The organism is Paraburkholderia sp., from assembly GCF_036488795.1.
Taxonomy (GTDB): Bacteria; Pseudomonadota; Gammaproteobacteria; order Burkholderiales; family Burkholderiaceae; genus Paraburkholderia.
Map to the genome: position 1 here is coordinate 36,378 of NZ_DASXHA010000163.1, position 17,515 is coordinate 53,892.

Consider the following 17,515-nt stretch of genomic DNA (forward strand, 5'->3'; position numbering starts at 1 on the left):
AAAACAGGCACCTATTCATCATAAGATACGAAAATTCTCTCTCCGATCAAGCTCGCCGCCGAAACGTTTGGCTTGCGCGGCGGCATCATCCAGTCAGGTTTTTTCGCACCTTCGCCCGGCAGGAAGAGGCAGCGCGAACTTTACATGGATGTTCGCGCAACCATTTCATCATGCCCGGCACGGCTTAGTGCGGCTGCTCCGACGCATGCATCTCCGCGTGTTGCTGGGCGGCCTGTTGGGCATGCTGCTTGGCGATATGCCGCCCGACGATGCAACCGCCGACCGCACCCACCACCGCGTGGTGTCCTGCATAGTGTCCGGCCACGCCGCCCACCACCGCGCCTTTGAGACATCCCGCGGCATTCGCGGAGCCAATGGTTGCCAGCGTCAACGCGACGCCCAGCAGTACAACTTGGGTTCGATTAGCTTTCATACGTAAGGTAAGGGCCGTGTTCAGTGCGTTGTTATTAAGAGAAAAGTGGCGACAGTATAAGAGCCCGATAAAAACCAGGTGCAACGACATGATGAGATCGGTAACGCCTGATTACCGGCAGCCGTGCATGCGGCGCGTATCTCGCGGAATCGGGTGCGGCAAAGTGTCCGCAGCACGGAATGTCAGAATAAGCGCGGGTTGTAGAGCAACGATCACCTCGAGCAATCAGAGACATGGACAAGGAAACCGAGCTCAAGAAGAAAAAACGCATCGCGTTGGCGCTGCTGCTGTTCGCGGCGGCCGTGTTCGTCGCTACCGCGCTGCTGCCACGCGGGACCGTGGTGGACGCCATCAAGGCCGTGTCCGAAGCCGCGATGGTCGGCGCGCTCGCGGACTGGTTCGCGGTGGTCGCATTGTTCAGGCGCGTGCCTATTCCGATCGTGTCGGCTCATACGGAAATCATTCCGAAGAACAAGGAGCGGATTGCCGAAAACCTCGCCGTCTTCGTTCAGGAAAAATTCCTCGATGCGTCGTCCATCGTTCGGCTCATCCAGAAGCACGATCCCGCACAAAGCGTCACCCGCTGGTTGACCGCCGAGGAGAACACGCAGCAGCTGGGCGGCTATGTCGTCAAGCTGGTGAGCGGCGTGCTGGACCTGACCGACGACGCGCGCATTCAGGCGTTCATGAGGAACGCGCTGGTGACCGTGTTCGACAAGGTGGATCTGTCGATGTCGCTCGGCGCGGTTCTTGAAACGCTGACGAAGGACGGCCGCCATCAGCAGTTGCTCGACGAGGGCATTGCGCAGCTCGTCGAACTATTGAACAAGCCCGACACGCGCAGCTTCATCGCTACGCATATCGTCAACTGGCTGAAGACCCACCATCCGAAGAAGGAACTGGTCTTGCCGACCAACTGGATTGGCGAGAACGGCGCTCAGATCGTGGCAAACGGCATCAACGCAATCTTGACGCAGATCAGCGAGGACCCGGACCACACACTGCGCAAGAGCTTCGACGAAGCGGTCGAGAAGCTGATCGTCAATCTCAGATCTGACCCGGCGTTCATTGCCAAAGGTGAGGAGTTGAAGCGTCATTTGCGCGATGGCGCGCTGCTCAACACCTATATCAAGGATTTGTGGAGCGACTTGCGGGCGTGGTTCAAACAGGACGTGGCGAGCGAGGACTCCGTCCTGCATCGCAAGGTTGCACAAATGGGCAAATGGGTCGGCGCCGAGCTGGCCAGCAATGCCGGGTTGCGCGCGTCGTTGAACGCGCACATGGTGGAGGCCGCCGAAGCGATGGCGCCGGAATTTTCCGCCTTCCTCACGCGACACATCAGCGACACGGTGAAAAACTGGGACTCACGCGAGATGTCGCGTCAGATCGAACTGAATATCGGCAAGGATCTGCAGTACATCCGCATCAACGGGACGATCGTGGGCGGCTTCGTCGGACTGCTGCTTTATTTGAGCTCGTATCTGATTGATGTTCTCAAGGTGCACGTGGGCTAGGCGACAAAACAAAGGGCGCTGAAGCTCGCTTCAGCGCCCTTTGACATCAGGCTAGCCTCTCAGCACCTGCTCATTCAACCGTGACGGATTTGGCCAGATTGCGCGGCTTGTCCACATCCGTGCCGCGCGCGCACGCTGTGTGATAGGCCAGCAACTGCAGCGGCACGACGTGCAGAATGGGCGAGAGCAAGCCGTAGTGTTCCGGCATGCGGATCACGTGCAAACCTTCGTCATTGACGATGCGGGTATCGGCGTCCGCGAATACGTAAAGCTGACCGCCACGCGCGCGCACCTCCTGAATATTGGACTTCAGCTTTTCGAGCAGCGCGTCGTTCGGCGCCACCGTCACGACCGGCATGGCTTCGGTCACCAGCGCAAGCGGCCCGTGTTTCAGCTCACCCGCCGGATAGGCTTCCGCGTGGATATACGAAATCTCTTTCAGCTTCAGCGCCCCTTCAAGCGCGATCGGATAATGCAGGCCGCGTCCGAGGAACAATGCATGTTCCTTGCGCGCAAACTCTTCCGACCATGCAATGATTTGCGGCTCCAGCGCCAGCACGCTGTTCAGCGCGGCCGGCAAATGGCGCAGTTGCTTGAGATAATCCGCTTCCAGCGCGGTATCTACATGGCCGCGCAACTTGCCGAGCGTCGCCGCCAGCACGAATAGGGCAACCAGTTGCGTCGTGAAGGCCTTGGTCGACGCCACGCCGATCTCGCGTCCCGCATGCGTCAGGAAGGAGAACCCGGTTTGCCGGACCATCGCGCTCGTCGCGACGTTGCACACCGCCAGCGTGTGCTGATGGCCGAGCGATTGCGCATGCTTAAGCGCCGCGAGCGTGTCCGCTGTCTCACCCGACTGCGAGATCACCACCACGAGTGCCTTCGGATTCGGCACCGACTCCCGATAGCGATACTCACTGGCAATCTCCACCTGGGTCGGAATCTTCGCGACCGATTCGAGCCAGTACTTCGCCGTCAGCCCCGAGTAGTAGCTCGTGCCGCAAGCGAGAATCAGCAGGCTGTCGATGCCCGCGAACACCTTCTCCGCGCCTTCGCCGAACAGCGTCGCATCGAACGAATCACCTTGTGGAATGGTGTCGGTGATCGCGCGCGGCTGCTCGAAGATTTCCTTCTGCATGAAGTGACGATACGGACCCAGTTCCACCGCGCCGCCATACGCCGCCACCTGACGGGTTTCGCGCTGGACCTCGTTGCCGTCGCGATCGGCAATGCGCACGCCGTCGAGCGTCAGTTCGCAGACGTCGCCTTCTTCGAGGAAGATGAAATGCTCGGTGCTGCCGGCAAGCGCCAGCGCATCCGAAGCGAGGAAGTTCTCACCGTTGCCGAGGCCCACCACCAGCGGCGAACCCTGGCGCGCGCCCACCACCGTGTGCGGCTGATCCTTATGCAGCACCGCAATCGCATACGCCCCGTGCAACTGCTGCACGGCCGCGCGGACTGCGGCAAACAGATCGCCCTGATACAGGCTATGCACCAGATGCGCGATCACTTCGGTATCGGTCTGCGAGACGAATTCGTAGCCCTTGCCGCGCAGCATTTCGCGCAACGACTCGTAGTTTTCGATGATGCCGTTGTGGACCAGCGCGAGCGCATTGCGCGAGAAGATCGGGTGCGCATTGTCCGTCACCGGCGCGCCGTGCGTCGCCCAGCGGGTGTGCGCAATACCCGTGATGCCTTCGAGACGGCTCTCGCGCACCTGGTCGTCCAGGTCCGCCACTCGCGCGACACTGCGCGCACGGTGCGGCTCGCCGTTGGCGAGCACCGCTACGCCGCACGAATCGTAGCCGCGATATTCGAGGCGACGCAGTCCTTCAATCAGGACGGGAACGATATTACGTTGCGCAACCGCGCCAACAATGCCGCACATAGATTCTTGATCCTTTGCAGGGGTTCTGTTTCAACGCGTGCATGCGTCAAACGGCACACGGCACGCGGGATTCCCTTCAGCTTTTCTTCTTGATGGGCCGCACGAAACCCGTCTTGCTGGTCTGGGTCTTGTCGTTCAAGACCAGCGTGTTTTCCGCGACGTCCTTCCAGATGGTCGTACCTGCGGCAATCGTGACACCGCGGCCGACGCGCACCGGCGCCACCAGTTGCGTGTCCGAGCCAACGAACACGTCGTCTTCGATGACGGTGCGGTGCTTGTTCGCGCCGTCGTAATTACACGTGATGGTGCCCGCGCCGATGTTCACGCGCGCGCCGATATCGGCATCGCCCAGGTAGCTCAGATGACCCGCCTTCGAGCCATGACCGAGCACCGCGTTCTTCACTTCGACGAAATTGCCGACATGCGATTCGTCGCCCAGCGACGCGCCCGGCCGTAGACGGGCATACGGTCCGAGCCCGACCTGCGCGCCGATTTGCGCGCCTTCGATATGCGTAAACGCATCGACCCGCGAGCCGGCGCCAATGGTCGCGTCGCGAATCACACAATTCGGGCCGATCGTCACGTTGTCCGCCAGCTTGACGCTGCCTTCGAACACGCAGTTCACGTCGATCGAGACGTCGCGCCCGCATTCCAGCGTGCCGCGTATGTCGATGCGCGCCGGGTCTGCGAGCGTCACGCCGGCTATCAGCAGGGCTTGCGCCGCGTTGTGTTGATAGACCCGCTCGAGTTCGGCCAGTTGCTGCTTGCTGTTGACACCGAGTGTTTCCCACTCTTCGTCCGGCTGCGCCGTGACGACTTCGAAACCTGCTTCGATGGCACGCTCGACCACATCGGTCAGATAGAACTCGCTCTGCGCGTTGTCGTTCTTCAGCGAGCCGAGCCACATGGCAAGTTGCGCGGTCGGCGTGACGACGATGCCGGTGTTGATCTCGGCAATCCGCAATTGCTCTGGCGTGGCATCTTTCTGTTCGACGATGCGCACGACGCAGCCCGCCTGATCGCGCACGATGCGGCCGTACCCGGTCGGATCGTCGAGCGTCACGGTGAGCACGCCATACGCGCCCTCCGCCGCGCTGTCGACCAGCCGCTTGAGTGTGCTGGCCCGGGTGAGCGGCACGTCGCCGTACAGCACCAGCGTCGGCACCTTGGGATCGAGCAGCGGCAACGCCTGCTGCACCGCGTGGCCCGTGCCGAGCTGCTGCTCCTGCACGGCGAACTGCACATCAGGCGCCGCCACGGCCGCGCGCACCGCGTCGCCGCCATGGCCGATCACGACGACAAGTCGGGTGGGCTTGAGCGTGCGGGCGGTATCAATGACGTGGGACAGGAGCGGCCGGCCGGCCAGGGGATGGAGCACCTTGGGCAGCGCGGAACGCATGCGCTTGCCGGTGCCTGCCGCCAAAATAACAATGTTCATGGCGTCGGCGATAAGACGAGTTTGGAGCCGGTAATTCTAGCATGCGGACCGCCGCGCCCACGCCGCGGCGACGCTGTGAAAGCCCCGCAAACGCGTGCTTTGCGGGGCTTTCAGTCTGATTGGCGCGAGTTCAGAGATCGTCGAACTGGACGATCGAAATCGGCTTCGCGCCGTTGAAGGGGGTGCCTTCGGCGGAATCGGTCGAGCACGGCTCTTCGTCGAACGCGATATCGCCTTGCGGATCCGCCTCGCCGCTCGCGCGCAGGCCGGCGAACGGGAACAGCTTGTGGTCCATCAGATGCGACGGCACGATGTTCGACAGCGCGTTGAACATGTTCTCCACGCGGCCCGGGAAGCGCTTGTCCCAATCGCGGATCAGCGCCTTCATTTCGGCGCGCTTCAAGTTCGGCTGGCTGCCGCACAGGTTGCACGGAATGATCGGAAATTCGCGCAGTTCCGCGTATTTCTCCAGATCGGTTTCCTTCACGTAGGCGAGCGGCCGGATCACGATGTTCTTGCCGTCATCCGATTGCAGCTTGGGCGGCATGCCCTTGAGCTTGCCGCCGTAGAACAGGTTCAGCAGCAATGTCTGCAGGATGTCGTCGCGATGATGGCCGAGCGCGATCTTGGTCGCGCCGAGTTCGCCGGCAACGCGATACAGGATGCCGCGCCGCAACCGCGAGCACAGCGAGCAGGTGGTTTTGCCTTCCGGCACCAGCCGCTTGACGATGCTGTACGTGTCCTGATTCTCGATATGAAACGGGATGTCCAACTGCTTCAGGTATTCCGGCAGCACGTGCTCCGGGAAGCCCGGCTGCTTCTGGTCGAGGTTCACCGCGACGATGTCGAAGCTGATCGGCGCACGCTCGCGCAGGCGCATCAGCACGTCGAGCATCGCGTAGCTGTCTTTGCCGCCCGACAGGCACACCATCACCTTGTCGCCGTCTTCGATCATGTTGAAGTCGCCAATGGCCTGGCCGACCAGCCGCGCGAGACGCTTGAACAGCTTGTTGTTCTCATACGCTTCTTTCTGCTCGCGGCGCGTGAGCGCGGGCTTGGCCGCTTTTTCTGCTGCGCTGCCGGCGCCGGGCTGCGCCGTCGCGGCGTTCAGGATTTCAGGAGCGTTCATGGCTCAATCCTCTTTGATGCGGAAGACTTCGACGCCCACGGCGTCGCAATCCGGATAAACGTCGGGCTTTTCGGTCGACACGCAGGCCGCGCGCACCTGCGGGTGAGCGAGCAGCGTCTTCACGATGTCGTCGCACAGCGTTTCCTGCAGATGGATATGTCCCTGCTCGACGCGGCGCGCAATGGTGGCGCGCATAAAGTCGTAGTCGACGACTTCGCTCAGTTTGTCCGCGACGGGCGTGGACAGCGCGAGCGGCACGAACAATTCGACGTTGATCACGACGCGCTGTTCGCCGCGCTTTTCGAAGTCATGCACCCCGATGTTGATGTGCACTTCGTAATTGCGCAGAAAGAGCCGGCGGCAATCAGCAAGCCGGGGGTGCGAAAGAGCGGCAACCATGTTCGTTCCAGTCGAAAAAAGCGTGCGGAGCACGCAAAGGGGCGCTTCGGCGCGCGACGGTCGGCAACGACCGCGCGCGCTCAGGCGCCCAGCAAAAACATCACGTCGCGCGGCGACGGCACCAGGTGCTGGCCGCCGTCGACCACCAGCGTCGTACCGGTGACGCCCGAAGCATCCGCGAGATACAGTGCCGCGCGGACGATATCTTCCGGCAACGACGCGCGGCCGAGCGGCGCGACGCGATGAGCCGCGACAAAGCCTTCCGGCGTCTGGCCGGCCGATTGCAACGTCAGGCCGGGCGCGAGCCCGACTATCCGCACTTTCGGCGCGAGCGCCTGGGCGAGTGCCACCGTGGCTGCCTGCAACGCCGCCTTCGACAGCGTATACGACAGGAAATCCGGATTCATGTTGTAGAGCTTCTGATCCAGCACATTCACGACCACCGAGCGCTGCGTTTCGTCGCTGTGCGCGGCCTCGGGCGTCGCCTCGAACAGCATACGCGCCAGCACGAGCGGCGCGCCCAGATTGATCGCCGTGGTCTTCAGCAGAAGCTCGTAACCGACATCTTTTGCCGTGTCTTCTTCAAACAGCGACGCATTGTTGACAATGCACACCGGCCGTCCGAGCGCCGCCGTGCAGTCCGGCACGAGCCGGGCGACCTCCGCCTCCAGGGCCAGATCAGCCTGCAATGCGACGGCGCGACGGCCGAGCGCCACAATTTCGGCGACCACTTCGTCCGCTTCCGTGCGCGAGGTGCCGTAATGCACCGCGACGTCCCAGCCTTGCGTGGCAAAGCCGAGCGCGAGCGCGCGGCCGATGCGCCGGGCGGCGCCCGTGATCAGCGCGACACGCGGGGCGACAGCCGGGCGGGCGTGGGCAGCGGAGGTATCGGCAGGGAGGGTCATTTACAATGCGGGGATGAATCCGAAAGCTCACCAACCCGATAGTTTACCTGCTCCCGGCCCGAGCGCGCTTGCACAGTCGGAAACGCTGGCTGCGCAGATCCGCGCCGAAATCGCTCAGGCTGGCGGCTGGCTGCCGTTCGACCGCTATATGGAACGCGCGCTGTACGCGCCGGGGCTGGGCTACTACGGGGGCGGATCGGTGAAATTCGGCCGCCGTCCTGAGGACGGCAGCGACTTCATCACCGCGCCGGAATTGTCGCCGCTGTTTGCCGCGACGCTGGCGCGGCCGGTCGCGCAGGCGCTGGAAGCAAGCGGCACGCATCACCTGATGGAATTCGGCGCCGGCACGGGCAAGCTCGCCGCCGGCCTGCTGAATGCGCTGGAAGCATTGAACGTCCCGTTCGACACGTATTCGATCGTCGATCTGTCGGGCGAATTGCGCGAGCGCCAGCGGGCGACGATCGAAGCCGAAGCGCCTGCACTGGCGTCGCGGGTCCGTTGGCTGGATGCGTTGCCGGAGCAATTCGAAGGCGTGTTGATGGGCAATGAAGTGCTGGATGCGATGCCGGTGCGGCTCTTCGTGCATGCCGCCGACGCCTGGCGCGAGCGCGGCGTGGCTGTGCATGACGACGGCGAATTTGCTTTTGATGAGCGCCCGGTGAGTTCACCCGAGGATGCGGCGTTTCTGGCGAGTCTCGAGATTGAAGGCGCTTACCTTGCCGAGACGCACGATGCCGCGCGGGCTTTTACGCGCACGATTTGCACGATGTTGACGCGTGGCGCGGCGTTTCTGATCGACTATGGTTTTCCGCGTCATGAGTATTACCACGCGCAGCGCGAGCAGGGCACGTTGATGTGTCATTACCGGCATCGGGCGCATGGTGATCCGTTTGTTTATCCGGGCTTGCAGGACATTACCGCGCACGTTGAGTTTACGGGCATTGCCGAGGCGGGCGTGGAGACGGGCGCGGACTTGCTGGGCTATACGTCGCAGGGGCGGTTTCTGTTGAATGCGGGCATCACTGAAGTGCTGGGGGACATTGACCCGGCGGATAGTGCGCGGTTTTTGCCAGCGGCGAATGCGGTGCAGAAGTTGTTGTCCGAGGCGGAGATGGGTGAGTTGTTCAAGGTGATCGCGTTTTCACGCGGAATTGAGGAGACGCTCGACGCATTTGCGAGCGGGGATCGGACGCATACGTTATGACCACGTGCGTGGTGTTGGTGTTGGTCACTTGCGTGAGGGGTTGGCGATGATTCGGTGGTTCTTGACTACGTTTATCGCTGTGGCCATTTTGTCGAGTTGCTGGCCATGGCTCAGGAAGGTGGGCATTGGACGCATGCCCGGTGACGTTACTCTCAGGATGTTTGGGAAGGAGTATCCGTTTCCGTTTATGTCTACGCTTGTGTTGTCGATGGTTTTGTCTTTGATCGCACGGGTTTTGTAGGGGTTCTTTGCCTGCGGCGCTTTGGGTTGTGTTTTGGTTGTTTGCCTACGGCGTTGGGCTCGCCTTGTATTCTTAGTGGTCTATTAGCTTCGCCCCTGTGTCTGTTTGCCTAAGGCGTTGGCCTCTCCTTGCATTCTTAGTGGTCTATTGGCTTCGCCCCTGTGCGGGGCAGCACCTACTTTTCTTTGCCGCCGCAAAGAAAAGTAGGCAAAAGAAAGCGGGCTCCAACCGCCAGCCAGTAGGTGTCACCCTCGCGCCTTACGCGGCACGGGTCCGAGACAAGACCGTCCCTCGCAAACCCTCTGCCCGTGACAAAGGGCTCATCCATCCCGCCTACGCACTCCGTGCGTGGCCGCCGGGTTCACCCGGTGGCGCCCGCCCCAAAGCTTGGCAAAGGGGGTTATGCCGGACGGCGGGCGCGTAGCGGACGCTGGAGCGGATGAATGCTGTGTCACGAGGGCTGCTGCGCGGGGGCAGATCTCGTGTTGGACCGTTACCCGTACATGACAGAGATGGACACTTATGGGCTGGCGGTTGGAAGCCCGCTTTCTTTGCCTACTTTCTTTGCGGCGGCAAAGAAAGTAGGTGCTGCCCCGCACAGGGGCGAAGCTAATAGACCACTAAGAATACAAGGAGAGGCCAACGCCGCAGGCAAACAACCAAACAGCGAAGCTAACAAACCACTAAGAATGCAGGGAAAGGCCAACGCCGTAGGCAAACAACCAAAACACAACGCCATCAGACCAAAAGCAAATCAAAGACAAAGCCAAAAACAAAACAAAAAAAGCCGCCTGCAAGGCAAAAACCTTAAACCTTCTCCCCAAGAGCCCGGGCCACCGCCCTAACCCTCTCCTGATGCACAGCATCTTTAATCCCTGAAGGCTTATCAGCATAAGCATGCGCCACAGCCCCAGCATCAACAGCCCGCGCAGCGACAAGCGAAATCCGAAGCCGCTCAGCCTGAGGATACTCCCGCGCCTCAAACCCTAAGCGGCCCCGCGCGTCCGCCTCGCAAGCCTGCAAAGCCTCAGCAAACCGCGCAGGTTTCCTAAGTGCATCACTGCGCTCAAACAACCGCACCAACGCCGCCGCGCCCATCTCCATCACACGATGAATATTCCCGTGCTCCCGCGCAACGAGCACGGCCAGATCCCGACAGTCATTCGGCACCCGCAACCGCTCGCACAAAGGCTTCAGCAAATCCACACTGCGGCCCTCATGACCAATGTGCCGCGGCAATGCATCCTCCGGCGTCGTCGCCTTGCCCAGATCGTGCGTGAGCGCCGCAAACCGCACCGTCAATGCATACCCCCGCGCCGCCGCATGATCCACCACCATCATCACGTGCACCCCCGTATCCACTTCGGGATGGTAATCAGCCCGTTGCGGCACACCGAACAACGCGTCGATCTCCGGCAATACACGCGCTAATGCCCCGCACTCGCGCAGCACCGAAAACATCCGCGACGGCCGTGCCTCCATCAAGCCGCGCGACACCTCCTGCCACACACGCTCCGGCACCAGCGCATCCACCTCGCCCGCGCTCACCATTGCGCGCATCAGCTGCAGCGTCTGCGGCGCCACCGTGAAATCCGCAAAGCGTGCGGCAAAACGCGCCAGCCGCAAAATGCGCACCGGATCTTCCAGGAACGCATCGCTGACGTGACGAAACACGCGCGCCTGCAAATCGGCCTGCCCATTGAACGGATCGATCACCGGTCCCGTCAGCGTGCCGTCCGGCCGCACTTCGCGCGCCATTGCATTGATCGTCAGATCGCGGCGCGCCAGATCCTCTTCCAGCGTCACGTCCGGTGCATAGAAAAACTGGAAGCCGTGATATCCCGCCGCCGTCTTGCGCTCGGTGCGGGCAAGCGCGTACTCCTCATGGGTGTCCGGATGCAGGAACACCGGGAAGTCCTTGCCCACCGGCCGGTATCCCTGCGCCACCATCTGCTCGGGGGTCGCGCCCACCACCACGTAATCGCGGTCCTGCACCGGCACGCCCAGAAGTTCATCGCGGATGGCTCCGCCGACCGCGTAAATATTCATGCGCAGATGTCGTACTTCGAGATGGTGTGCGTCTCGCGCAGCGCGTCCTGAATCCAGGCCTGCACGGCCGGCACCTGCTTCACGCGCTCCCCGTACGCCGCAGCCTCGGCGCTGATAGCCGGTTGCCACGTCTGAAAGCGCATCACGACCGGGGCAAACATGGCATCCGCAATGCCGAACTCGCCGAACAGAAACGGACCGCCATACGCCTCGAGACAGTCGCGCCAGATCGTGTCGACGCGCGCTATGTCGGCGAGCGCGCCCGGCGTCGCCCCTTTGCCCGCAAATGATGCGCGGATATTCATCCACATGTTCGAGCGCAGCTCGCCAAAGCCCGAATGCATCTCGGCGCTGATACTGCGTGCATGGCCGCGCCGAACCGGGTCGCGCGGCCACAGCGCATGCTGCGGGAAACGCTCGGCGAGCGTCTCGGCAATGGCCAGCGAATCCCACACCGACAAGCCATCTTCCGCGACGAGACACGGCACCTTGCCCGACGGCGAGACAGCCAGAATCGCCTCCGTCGAGCCAGGCTCGAACAGAGGGATGCACGCTTCCTCGAACGGAATGCCGAAATGCTTCATGAGAACCCACGGCCGCATCGACCATGACGAATAGTTTTTGTCACCTATGACCAGTTTCATGCTGTGCGTGAAAGAGAGGGAAACAGGAAGTTCAACGTCCCGCACTGGCGCGGAATGTGTTGAACCGCGAACGCATCGACGCCCCCGTCAGATACACGGGCGCAATCGTCTCGATGCTGGCCGGCTCGAGCCCGAGTTCCGGTGCGAGCGGCGCACTCATGATACTCGGCACTTTCATGGAATCCAGATTGTCACGCGAGATGACCGGCTCGCCCGGCGCCATTTCGAACGTCAGCGCCTGCAGGCGTGCCAGCGCCTCGGGCAGCCGGATGATGCGCGCCTGACGGCCGATCGGGTCGCCGCAATACTTCACGAGTTGCTCCAGCGTATAGACGGTCGGGCCGCCCAGCTCATAGGTGCGGCCGCTTGCGGCATCCAGATCGAGCACGTTGACGATGGCCTGCGCCACGTCGCCGACGAACACCGGCTGAAACTGCGCATCCGGCATGGCGAGCGGAATCACCGGGAAGATGCGCTGCAGGAATGCAAACTGATTGAGAAACTTGTCCTCAGGCCCGAACACCACTGAGGGCCGGAAAATCGTCGTGGCAAGCCTCGATGCATGGACGGCCTTTTCGCCGTCGCCCTTCGAGCGCAGATACATGCTCGGTCCATTCGAGTCCGCACCGATCGCACTGATATGGATCAGCCGATGCACGCCCTTCCCCTCACACGCCGAGACGATCTTCTTCGGCAATTCAACGTGCGATTTCGCGAAGCCGGCTCCGTACGGCGTGCCGCGTCCGCCATGCAACGTGCCGACCAGGTTGATCACCGCATCCGCACCTTCGACGAAGCGCGCGAGCTGTACCGGATCGAACACATCGGTCTCGAGCACGTCAATGGGAAGCAGCGTGAGATGCCGCGCGTTATAGCGCCGCCGGGTGGAGATGCGCACGTCTTTGCCGAGTTCGACGAGCGCGTTGACGAGATGGCTGCCGATGAACCCGGAGCCGCCGATGACCGCAATGGCTTGATGTCGCATTTTCGACTCCCTGATGGAAGCCGCGGCAAGGGCTGGAGTGAGGCGCCGCCGCGTGAGACGCGGCGGCACGACGCTTACGGCGCGATGTAACCCAAACGCGCCTTCAGCGATTGCGGACGGCCTTCGAACAATGCCGCGTAATAGACCGTGTTGGACAACACATTCTTCACATAGTCGCGGGTTTCGTTGAACGGGATCGTCTCCGCGAAGATCGCTCCCTCGACCGGGTGTTGCAGCCCTTCGCGCCACGCCTTGGGGCGCCCCGGACCGGCATTGTAGCCGGCGGTGGCGAGCACGGCGGAGCCGTCGAACTGATTGTAGATCATCGACAAATAGTTCGTGCCGAGCAGGATGTTCGTATTGATGTCGTTCATCTGCTCACGGGAAATGGGCCCCAAGCCGATCTTCTTCGCCACCAGTTGCGCGGTGCCCGGCATCAATTGCATCAGGCCGCTCGCGCCCACTTCGGAGCGCGCATTCATGATGAAGCGCGATTCCTGACGGATCAGTCCATACGCCCATTCGACGTCCAGCCCATTGGTCTGCGCGTCGCGTTCGACGATATCGCGGAACGGCGACAGGTAACGCAACGAGAAGTCGTGCTCGGTCTTCGTACGATCCGCCGTGTTGACCGCGCGGTCATACAGCTCGATGCGGCGCGCGTACTCGGCCACCGCGAGCAGTTGCCGGTCGCTCATGGTGCGCAGCGGCCAGTTCCATTCGCGATTGCCTTCGAGCCGCAGATTCAGCTGATAGAAGCGTTGCGCGAGTGCGAAGCCAGGCGTGTTGGCGGCTTGCTGGACCTCGGCATCGGACACCGTAGTTTTAGGCGGCACGGTAATCTTCCGGCCCAGTTCTTCCGACGCGAGTTGCCCGTAAAAGTTGTAGCCCGGCGAAATCTGCTCGAACTCCTGGTTCGCCTGCGCCGTGTCGCCCGCCTGCTTGAGCGCGCGTGCGTGCCAGTAGACCCACGATGGCTGATTACGCAGCGCAGCCGGCATCTGTTCGATTGACCAGCGCACCATCGTCCAGTCGCCGGCGAGCAGCGCGCTACGTGTGCGCCATTCGTAAGCCGGATTCGACAACAGCGGCGCATTGGCTGACAGCCGATACCAGTCCACCGCGCTCGGCATCTGCCGCGCGGCGGCCTGATACGCGATGGTGCCCCAGCCGATGGCACGCTCGGGCGAACTCAGCGAGGGCGCGACCGAAGCGAACGTGGCGGCCGCCATGGCCGGGTCGTTGCGCGCCATGCGCGTGATGGCCAGCAACGCCAGCTGATGCGACTGCGGATCGGCACCCACACCGCGCGCCAGCAACAACGGCGGCGTGCTCGCCGCCTGATCGAACAGCGTCGGATCGGGACGTTGATTGCCGAGCGCGTCGACGAGCTTCGCGCCGGTGTTGGTGTTGTTCTGCTCGTAAGCGAGACGGATCTGCTGCCAGACATCCGCGGTACTGAACTGCTGGTTGATGCCCAAGGCGGTGATCAGGTCGACGCAGCCGTCGCCGTACCACTTCGGATCCACCAGCAGCGCGCGCGCGGCGTCCGCCACGTTCTCGCCATGCGCCGCGCGCGATTCGAGCGCGTAGCACTTGACCTGCGTGTCGTCGTTGAGGACGAAGCGCGCATATTGCTGGTCGAAGTTATTCCAGTCGTGACGCGCGCCGAGCACCACCAGATAGTCGTTGCGCATGCGGTCGGCGATGGCCTGGCCGTCATACTTTTGCAGAAACGACAGCACCGGCTCATCCGGCGCGTCGACGCGCGGATGACCGCTCGAATCGAACAACTGCGGCTTGAGCTGGAAGTACTCCAGATAGGCGGGCGCCGGATAGTCCGGAATCATGCTCGCCAGCTGCGCGGCACGCGCCGGATCATTGTTGCGTGCCGCTTCGCGCAGCTGCACGAAAATCTGGTCGTCGTTGGAGATCTGGGAAAGCGGAACAGGCTTGACGGCCGAAGCCGTGCTGCACGCGACGAGTGCCGCAGCGGCAAGCGCAAGACCGGCCGCGCGATATACTCGATAGAGGCGTTTTGACATCGTTATTTCTGGAGCGCGAATTGAACCCAAGCATAGCACGCAACCCCATCCCGGAATCGAAAAACGCGCTCCGTAAAACACTGCTGGAAGCACGCCTGCATGCGGCTCTTCAGCCTGGCGGCGAGGCGGCGCTGAGCCGCCGTTTGCTCGACGCGTTGAAGCGTCATGAGCCGGCGTGCGTGGGATTTTATTGGCCGCTGCAGGGTGAGTTCGACGCGCGCGGTGCCATCGCCATCTGGCTCGCAACCGGCGGCCGGCGTCAGGCAAGTTTGCCGGTCATCAGGACGCGTCACGAAGCGCTGGAATTCCACGCGTGGGCGCCGGACACGCCAATGAAAACCGGTCATCACCGGATTCCCGAACCGGCCTCCGGGCAAGTGGTGACGCCCGACCTGCTGGTCATCCCGTGTGTGGGCTTCGACGCACAAGGCTACCGCCTGGGATACGGCGGCGGCTACTACGATCGCACGCTCGCGGCGTGGCCCGCCGCGACGCGGCCGGTCACCGTCGGCGTCGCCTACGAAGCATGCCGCACGGACACGCTGCAGCGTGAAGCGCATGACATCCCGCTGGACCTGATCATCACTGACGCGGCTTGCTATCCGCAGCCAGCGGCTTGAGCCTGGCATCCGGCGAGACGAAGCGAAGCGCGTCAGTTCGCAATCGTTCGCAACCGCCCGCGTTGCCTCGCCGCCTGCATGGCGAAGAACAGCACGTCCTTGCCGGTCTTTTCGCTTTTTACATACCCTCTCTCTAGCGACCCGCTTCTTCTATTGAGAAGATACGGTAACGTCATGGCCGACGCTCTTCGTGCCGATAACCCGTTCATGAGCGATCTGCTTGCGACGTTTGCGAACGTTTCGAACGTTTTCGACTCATCCGTTTCATAACGTCTTCCAGCCTCTCGACCCGGCCGAATGAACCAGTGATGAACCAACCACGAATCTTCCCGCTCGGCGATGCCGCGCTCGTCTGCGAAGCGCCCGCGCCTGCGACGCTCGAGTGCCAGCGGCGCGTCTGGGCCGCGGCTGCAGCGGCAAGCGGCTGGCCGCAGGTGCTCGAGGTCGTGCCCGGCATGAACAACCTGACGATCATGTTCGACCCGCTCGAAGCCGATCGCGCCGCGCTCGCGCAGCAATTGCAGGCCGCCTGGGATGCCGCCGGCGAAGCGCCGGCCGCCGGTCGCGAGGTGCACATTCCGGTCCAGTACGGCGGCGCATTCGGTCCCGATCTGGCAGCGGTTGCAGATCACGCCGGGCTGTCGGCTGAAGAAGTCGTGCAACGTCACGCGGCGGGCGAGTACGTGGTGTTCTTCCTCGGCTTCCAGCCGGGCTTCGCCTATCTGGGCGGCCTCGAAGCGGCCTTGCATACGCCGCGCCGGCCCTCGCCGCGGCTCGAAGTTGCGGCGGGATCGGTCGGTATCGGCGGCGCGCAGACCGGCATCTATCCGGCGGCTTCGCCAGGCGGCTGGCAACTGATCGGGCGCACGGACGTGGTGCTGTTCGATCCGGCGCAAAACCCGCCCACCTTGCTGCAGCCGGGCGACCGGGTGCGCTTCACCGTCGCGGGGATCCACGCATGATCGATGTCATTCGCGCCGGTCTGTTGACCACGGTTCAGGATCTGGGCCGCCACGGCTATCGTCATCTCGGCGTGGCGCTGGGCGGCGCGCTCGACCGGCTGGCACTCGAGGTGGGCAATCGTCTCGTCGGCAACCGGCCGGATGCCGCGGGCCTCGAAATCACCTTCGGGCCGACCGTGCTACGCTTTCCACGCGCCACACGGATCGCCATCACCGGCACCGAGTTCGGCGCAACGCTCGACGGCAAGCCGGTCTATTCCTGGTGGAGTCTGCCGGTGCAAGCCGGCCAGGAGCTGACGTTGCAGGCGGCCAAACGCGGCATGCGCGGCTATGTCTGCATTGCGGGCGGCATCGACGTGTTGCCGATGCTCGGCTCGCGCAGCACCGATCTCGCCGGCCAGTTCGGCGGCCTCGCGGGCCGCGCGTTGCGCGACGGCGACCGCCTGCCGGTCGGCGCACCGGCGCCGCGTGGCGGCGTGGGCTTTCGCCCGCAAGCGCCGGAATTCGGCGTCAAGGCACCCGCCTGGTGTAAGTTCGTACTGGTCCATGAGCCGCTGCGGCGTGGCCGTCATCCGTCGGGCGTGGCGTGGGCTGTGCCGATCCGCGTGCTGGAAGGCCCCGAGTACGGCAGCTTCACCGCCGACGCGCAGAAAGCTTTCTGGTCAGACGAATGGCTCGTCACACCGAACAGCAACCGCATGGGTTACCGGCTCGGCGGCACCGAACTGCACCGCACCAGCAAGACCGATCTGCTCTCGCATGCGGTTTTGCCGGGCACGATCCAGGTTCCGCCGAACGGCCAGCCCATCGTACTGATGAGCGACGCGCAGACCACCGGTGGTTATCCGAAAATCGGCGCGGTGATTCAGGCTGATCTATGGAAGCTTGCGCAGGTGCGACTCAACGGCGCGGTGCGTTTTATCCCGACGACGCTCCACGAAGCGCGTCACGCTTTGCTCGAAGAACGGACCTATCTGCGGCAGATCGATGCCGCCATCACGATGCATGAAGAGCGCTGCGCAGGCCAACCGGCGCTGGCGACGTTGACAGATTAAGTTG

Annotated in this window: 17 protein-coding genes; 7 read left to right on the forward strand and 10 right to left on the reverse strand. The window is 62.9% G+C overall.

All coding sequences use genetic code 11. The features are described from left to right. Positions 1–184: 184 nt before the first annotated feature. Entirely contained in the window at positions 185–433 is a 249-nt protein-coding gene (locus VGH41_RS23350; protein ID WP_331600008.1) for a hypothetical protein, read from the reverse strand. 233 nt (positions 434–666) lie between these two features. Here VGH41_RS23350 and VGH41_RS23355 point away from each other — a divergent pair, with 233 nt between their 5' ends. Further along, entirely contained in the window at positions 667–1,947 is a 1,281-nt protein-coding gene (locus VGH41_RS23355) for a DUF445 domain-containing protein (protein WP_331600010.1), read from the forward strand. Positions 1,948–2,017: 70 nt separating this feature from the next. Here VGH41_RS23355 and glmS read toward each other — a convergent pair whose 3' ends face one another. The 5 genes from glmS to VGH41_RS23380 all read right to left on the reverse strand — a co-directional run bounded on the left by glmS (position 2,018) and on the right by VGH41_RS23380 (position 7,706). Continuing rightward, the gene (gene glmS / locus VGH41_RS23360; protein WP_331600011.1) at positions 2,018–3,835 is read right to left on the reverse strand and encodes a glutamine--fructose-6-phosphate transaminase (isomerizing); all 1,818 of its coding nucleotides are present in this window, start codon (positions 3,833–3,835) and stop codon (positions 2,018–2,020) included. 76 nt (positions 3,836–3,911) lie between these two features. Further along, entirely contained in the window at positions 3,912–5,273 is a 1,362-nt protein-coding gene (gene glmU / locus VGH41_RS23365; protein WP_331600012.1) for a bifunctional UDP-N-acetylglucosamine diphosphorylase/glucosamine-1-phosphate N-acetyltransferase GlmU, read from the reverse strand. A gap of 130 nt (positions 5,274–5,403) precedes the next feature. Continuing rightward, positions 5,404–6,402 (reverse strand): tRNA 2-thiocytidine(32) synthetase TtcA, encoded by a 999-nt coding sequence (gene ttcA / locus VGH41_RS23370; RefSeq protein ID WP_331600013.1) that lies wholly within the window; start codon positions 6,400–6,402, stop codon positions 5,404–5,406. A 3-nt stretch (positions 6,403–6,405) separates the two neighbouring features. Continuing rightward, positions 6,406–6,801, reverse strand: a complete 396-nt coding sequence (locus VGH41_RS23375; RefSeq protein WP_331600014.1) for a dihydroneopterin aldolase — start codon at positions 6,799–6,801, stop codon at positions 6,406–6,408. A gap of 80 nt (positions 6,802–6,881) precedes the next feature. After that, positions 6,882–7,706 carry an SDR family oxidoreductase gene (locus VGH41_RS23380; protein WP_331600015.1) on the reverse strand — a complete coding sequence of 275 codons (825 nt, stop codon included), beginning with the start codon at positions 7,704–7,706 and terminating at the stop codon, positions 6,882–6,884. A 13-nt stretch (positions 7,707–7,719) separates the two neighbouring features. Here VGH41_RS23380 and VGH41_RS23385 point away from each other — a divergent pair, with 13 nt between their 5' ends. The 3 genes from VGH41_RS23385 (at position 7,720) to VGH41_RS23395 (ending at position 9,996) form a co-directional block, all read left to right on the forward strand. Then, complete coding sequence (locus VGH41_RS23385; RefSeq protein WP_331600016.1) at positions 7,720–8,910, forward strand: class I SAM-dependent methyltransferase; 1,191 nt, start codon at positions 7,720–7,722, stop codon at positions 8,908–8,910. Positions 8,911–8,956: 46 nt separating this feature from the next. Beyond that, positions 8,957–9,151 carry a DUF2905 domain-containing protein gene (locus tag VGH41_RS23390; protein ID WP_331600017.1) on the forward strand — a complete coding sequence of 65 codons (195 nt, stop codon included), beginning with the start codon at positions 8,957–8,959 and terminating at the stop codon, positions 9,149–9,151. A 503-nt stretch (positions 9,152–9,654) separates the two neighbouring features. Then, the gene (locus VGH41_RS23395) at positions 9,655–9,996 is read left to right on the forward strand and encodes a hypothetical protein (protein WP_331600018.1); all 342 of its coding nucleotides are present in this window, start codon (positions 9,655–9,657) and stop codon (positions 9,994–9,996) included. Here VGH41_RS23395 and VGH41_RS23400 read toward each other — a convergent pair. The 4 genes from VGH41_RS23400 to VGH41_RS23415 all read right to left on the reverse strand — a co-directional run bounded on the left by VGH41_RS23400 (position 9,959) and on the right by VGH41_RS23415 (position 14,874). Further along, positions 9,959–11,200, reverse strand: coding sequence for a multifunctional CCA addition/repair protein (locus VGH41_RS23400; protein WP_331600019.1), 1,242 nt, complete (start codon positions 11,198–11,200; stop codon positions 9,959–9,961). The genes VGH41_RS23395 and VGH41_RS23400 overlap by 38 nt on opposite strands. Then, entirely contained in the window at positions 11,197–11,844 is a 648-nt protein-coding gene (locus VGH41_RS23405; protein ID WP_331600020.1) for a glutathione S-transferase family protein, read from the reverse strand. The genes VGH41_RS23400 and VGH41_RS23405 overlap by 4 nt, the downstream gene beginning before the upstream one ends. Before the next feature lie 31 nt (positions 11,845–11,875). Beyond that, positions 11,876–12,829, reverse strand: a complete 954-nt coding sequence (locus VGH41_RS23410; protein WP_331600022.1) for a complex I NDUFA9 subunit family protein — start codon at positions 12,827–12,829, stop codon at positions 11,876–11,878. A 74-nt stretch (positions 12,830–12,903) separates the two neighbouring features. After that, entirely contained in the window at positions 12,904–14,874 is a 1,971-nt protein-coding gene (locus VGH41_RS23415) for a lytic transglycosylase domain-containing protein (RefSeq protein WP_331600024.1), read from the reverse strand. A 20-nt stretch (positions 14,875–14,894) separates the two neighbouring features. Between VGH41_RS23415 and VGH41_RS23420 the strand changes: the two genes are divergently transcribed. From VGH41_RS23420 to VGH41_RS23430, 3 genes are all read left to right on the forward strand, one after another. Continuing rightward, complete coding sequence (locus VGH41_RS23420; RefSeq protein ID WP_331600025.1) at positions 14,895–15,494, forward strand: 5-formyltetrahydrofolate cyclo-ligase; 600 nt, start codon at positions 14,895–14,897, stop codon at positions 15,492–15,494. Between the two features lie 308 nt (positions 15,495–15,802). Continuing rightward, positions 15,803–16,456 (forward strand): 5-oxoprolinase subunit PxpB, encoded by a 654-nt coding sequence (pxpB, locus tag VGH41_RS23425; RefSeq protein WP_331600026.1) that lies wholly within the window; start codon positions 15,803–15,805, stop codon positions 16,454–16,456. Then, complete coding sequence (locus tag VGH41_RS23430) at positions 16,453–17,511, forward strand: biotin-dependent carboxyltransferase family protein (protein ID WP_331600027.1); 1,059 nt, start codon at positions 16,453–16,455, stop codon at positions 17,509–17,511. The genes pxpB and VGH41_RS23430 overlap by 4 nt, the downstream gene beginning before the upstream one ends. The last annotated feature ends 4 nt before the right edge of the window (positions 17,512–17,515 follow it).

What these genes read in the sequence shown, in the direction of transcription:
- VGH41_RS23350 (WP_331600008.1), bottom strand. Translation starts at nt 433, where the DNA reads ATGAAAGCTAATCGAACCCAAGTTGTACTGCTGGGCGTCGCGTTGACG.
- VGH41_RS23405 (WP_331600020.1), bottom strand. Translation starts at nt 11,844, where the DNA reads ATGAAACTGGTCATAGGTGACAAAAACTATTCGTCATGGTCGATGCGG.
- VGH41_RS23400 (WP_331600019.1), bottom strand. Translation starts at nt 11,200, where the DNA reads ATGAATATTTACGCGGTCGGCGGAGCCATCCGCGATGAACTTCTGGGC.
- VGH41_RS23390 (WP_331600017.1), top strand. Translation starts at nt 8,957, where the DNA reads ATGATTCGGTGGTTCTTGACTACGTTTATCGCTGTGGCCATTTTGTCG.
- pxpB (WP_331600026.1), top strand. Translation starts at nt 15,803, where the DNA reads ATGAACCAACCACGAATCTTCCCGCTCGGCGATGCCGCGCTCGTCTGC.
- VGH41_RS23375 (WP_331600014.1), bottom strand. Translation starts at nt 6,801, where the DNA reads ATGGTTGCCGCTCTTTCGCACCCCCGGCTTGCTGATTGCCGCCGGCTC.
- VGH41_RS23380 (WP_331600015.1), bottom strand. Translation starts at nt 7,706, where the DNA reads ATGACCCTCCCTGCCGATACCTCCGCTGCCCACGCCCGCCCGGCTGTC.
- VGH41_RS23385 (WP_331600016.1), top strand. Translation starts at nt 7,720, where the DNA reads ATGAATCCGAAAGCTCACCAACCCGATAGTTTACCTGCTCCCGGCCCG.
- VGH41_RS23410 (WP_331600022.1), bottom strand. Translation starts at nt 12,829, where the DNA reads ATGCGACATCAAGCCATTGCGGTCATCGGCGGCTCCGGGTTCATCGGC.
- glmS (WP_331600011.1), bottom strand. Translation starts at nt 3,835, where the DNA reads ATGTGCGGCATTGTTGGCGCGGTTGCGCAACGTAATATCGTTCCCGTC.
- VGH41_RS23395 (WP_331600018.1), top strand. Translation starts at nt 9,655, where the DNA reads ATGACAGAGATGGACACTTATGGGCTGGCGGTTGGAAGCCCGCTTTCT.
- VGH41_RS23430 (WP_331600027.1), top strand. Translation starts at nt 16,453, where the DNA reads ATGATCGATGTCATTCGCGCCGGTCTGTTGACCACGGTTCAGGATCTG.
- VGH41_RS23355 (WP_331600010.1), top strand. Translation starts at nt 667, where the DNA reads ATGGACAAGGAAACCGAGCTCAAGAAGAAAAAACGCATCGCGTTGGCG.
- ttcA (WP_331600013.1), bottom strand. Translation starts at nt 6,402, where the DNA reads ATGAACGCTCCTGAAATCCTGAACGCCGCGACGGCGCAGCCCGGCGCC.
- glmU (WP_331600012.1), bottom strand. Translation starts at nt 5,273, where the DNA reads ATGAACATTGTTATTTTGGCGGCAGGCACCGGCAAGCGCATGCGTTCC.
- VGH41_RS23415 (WP_331600024.1), bottom strand. Translation starts at nt 14,874, where the DNA reads ATGTCAAAACGCCTCTATCGAGTATATCGCGCGGCCGGTCTTGCGCTT.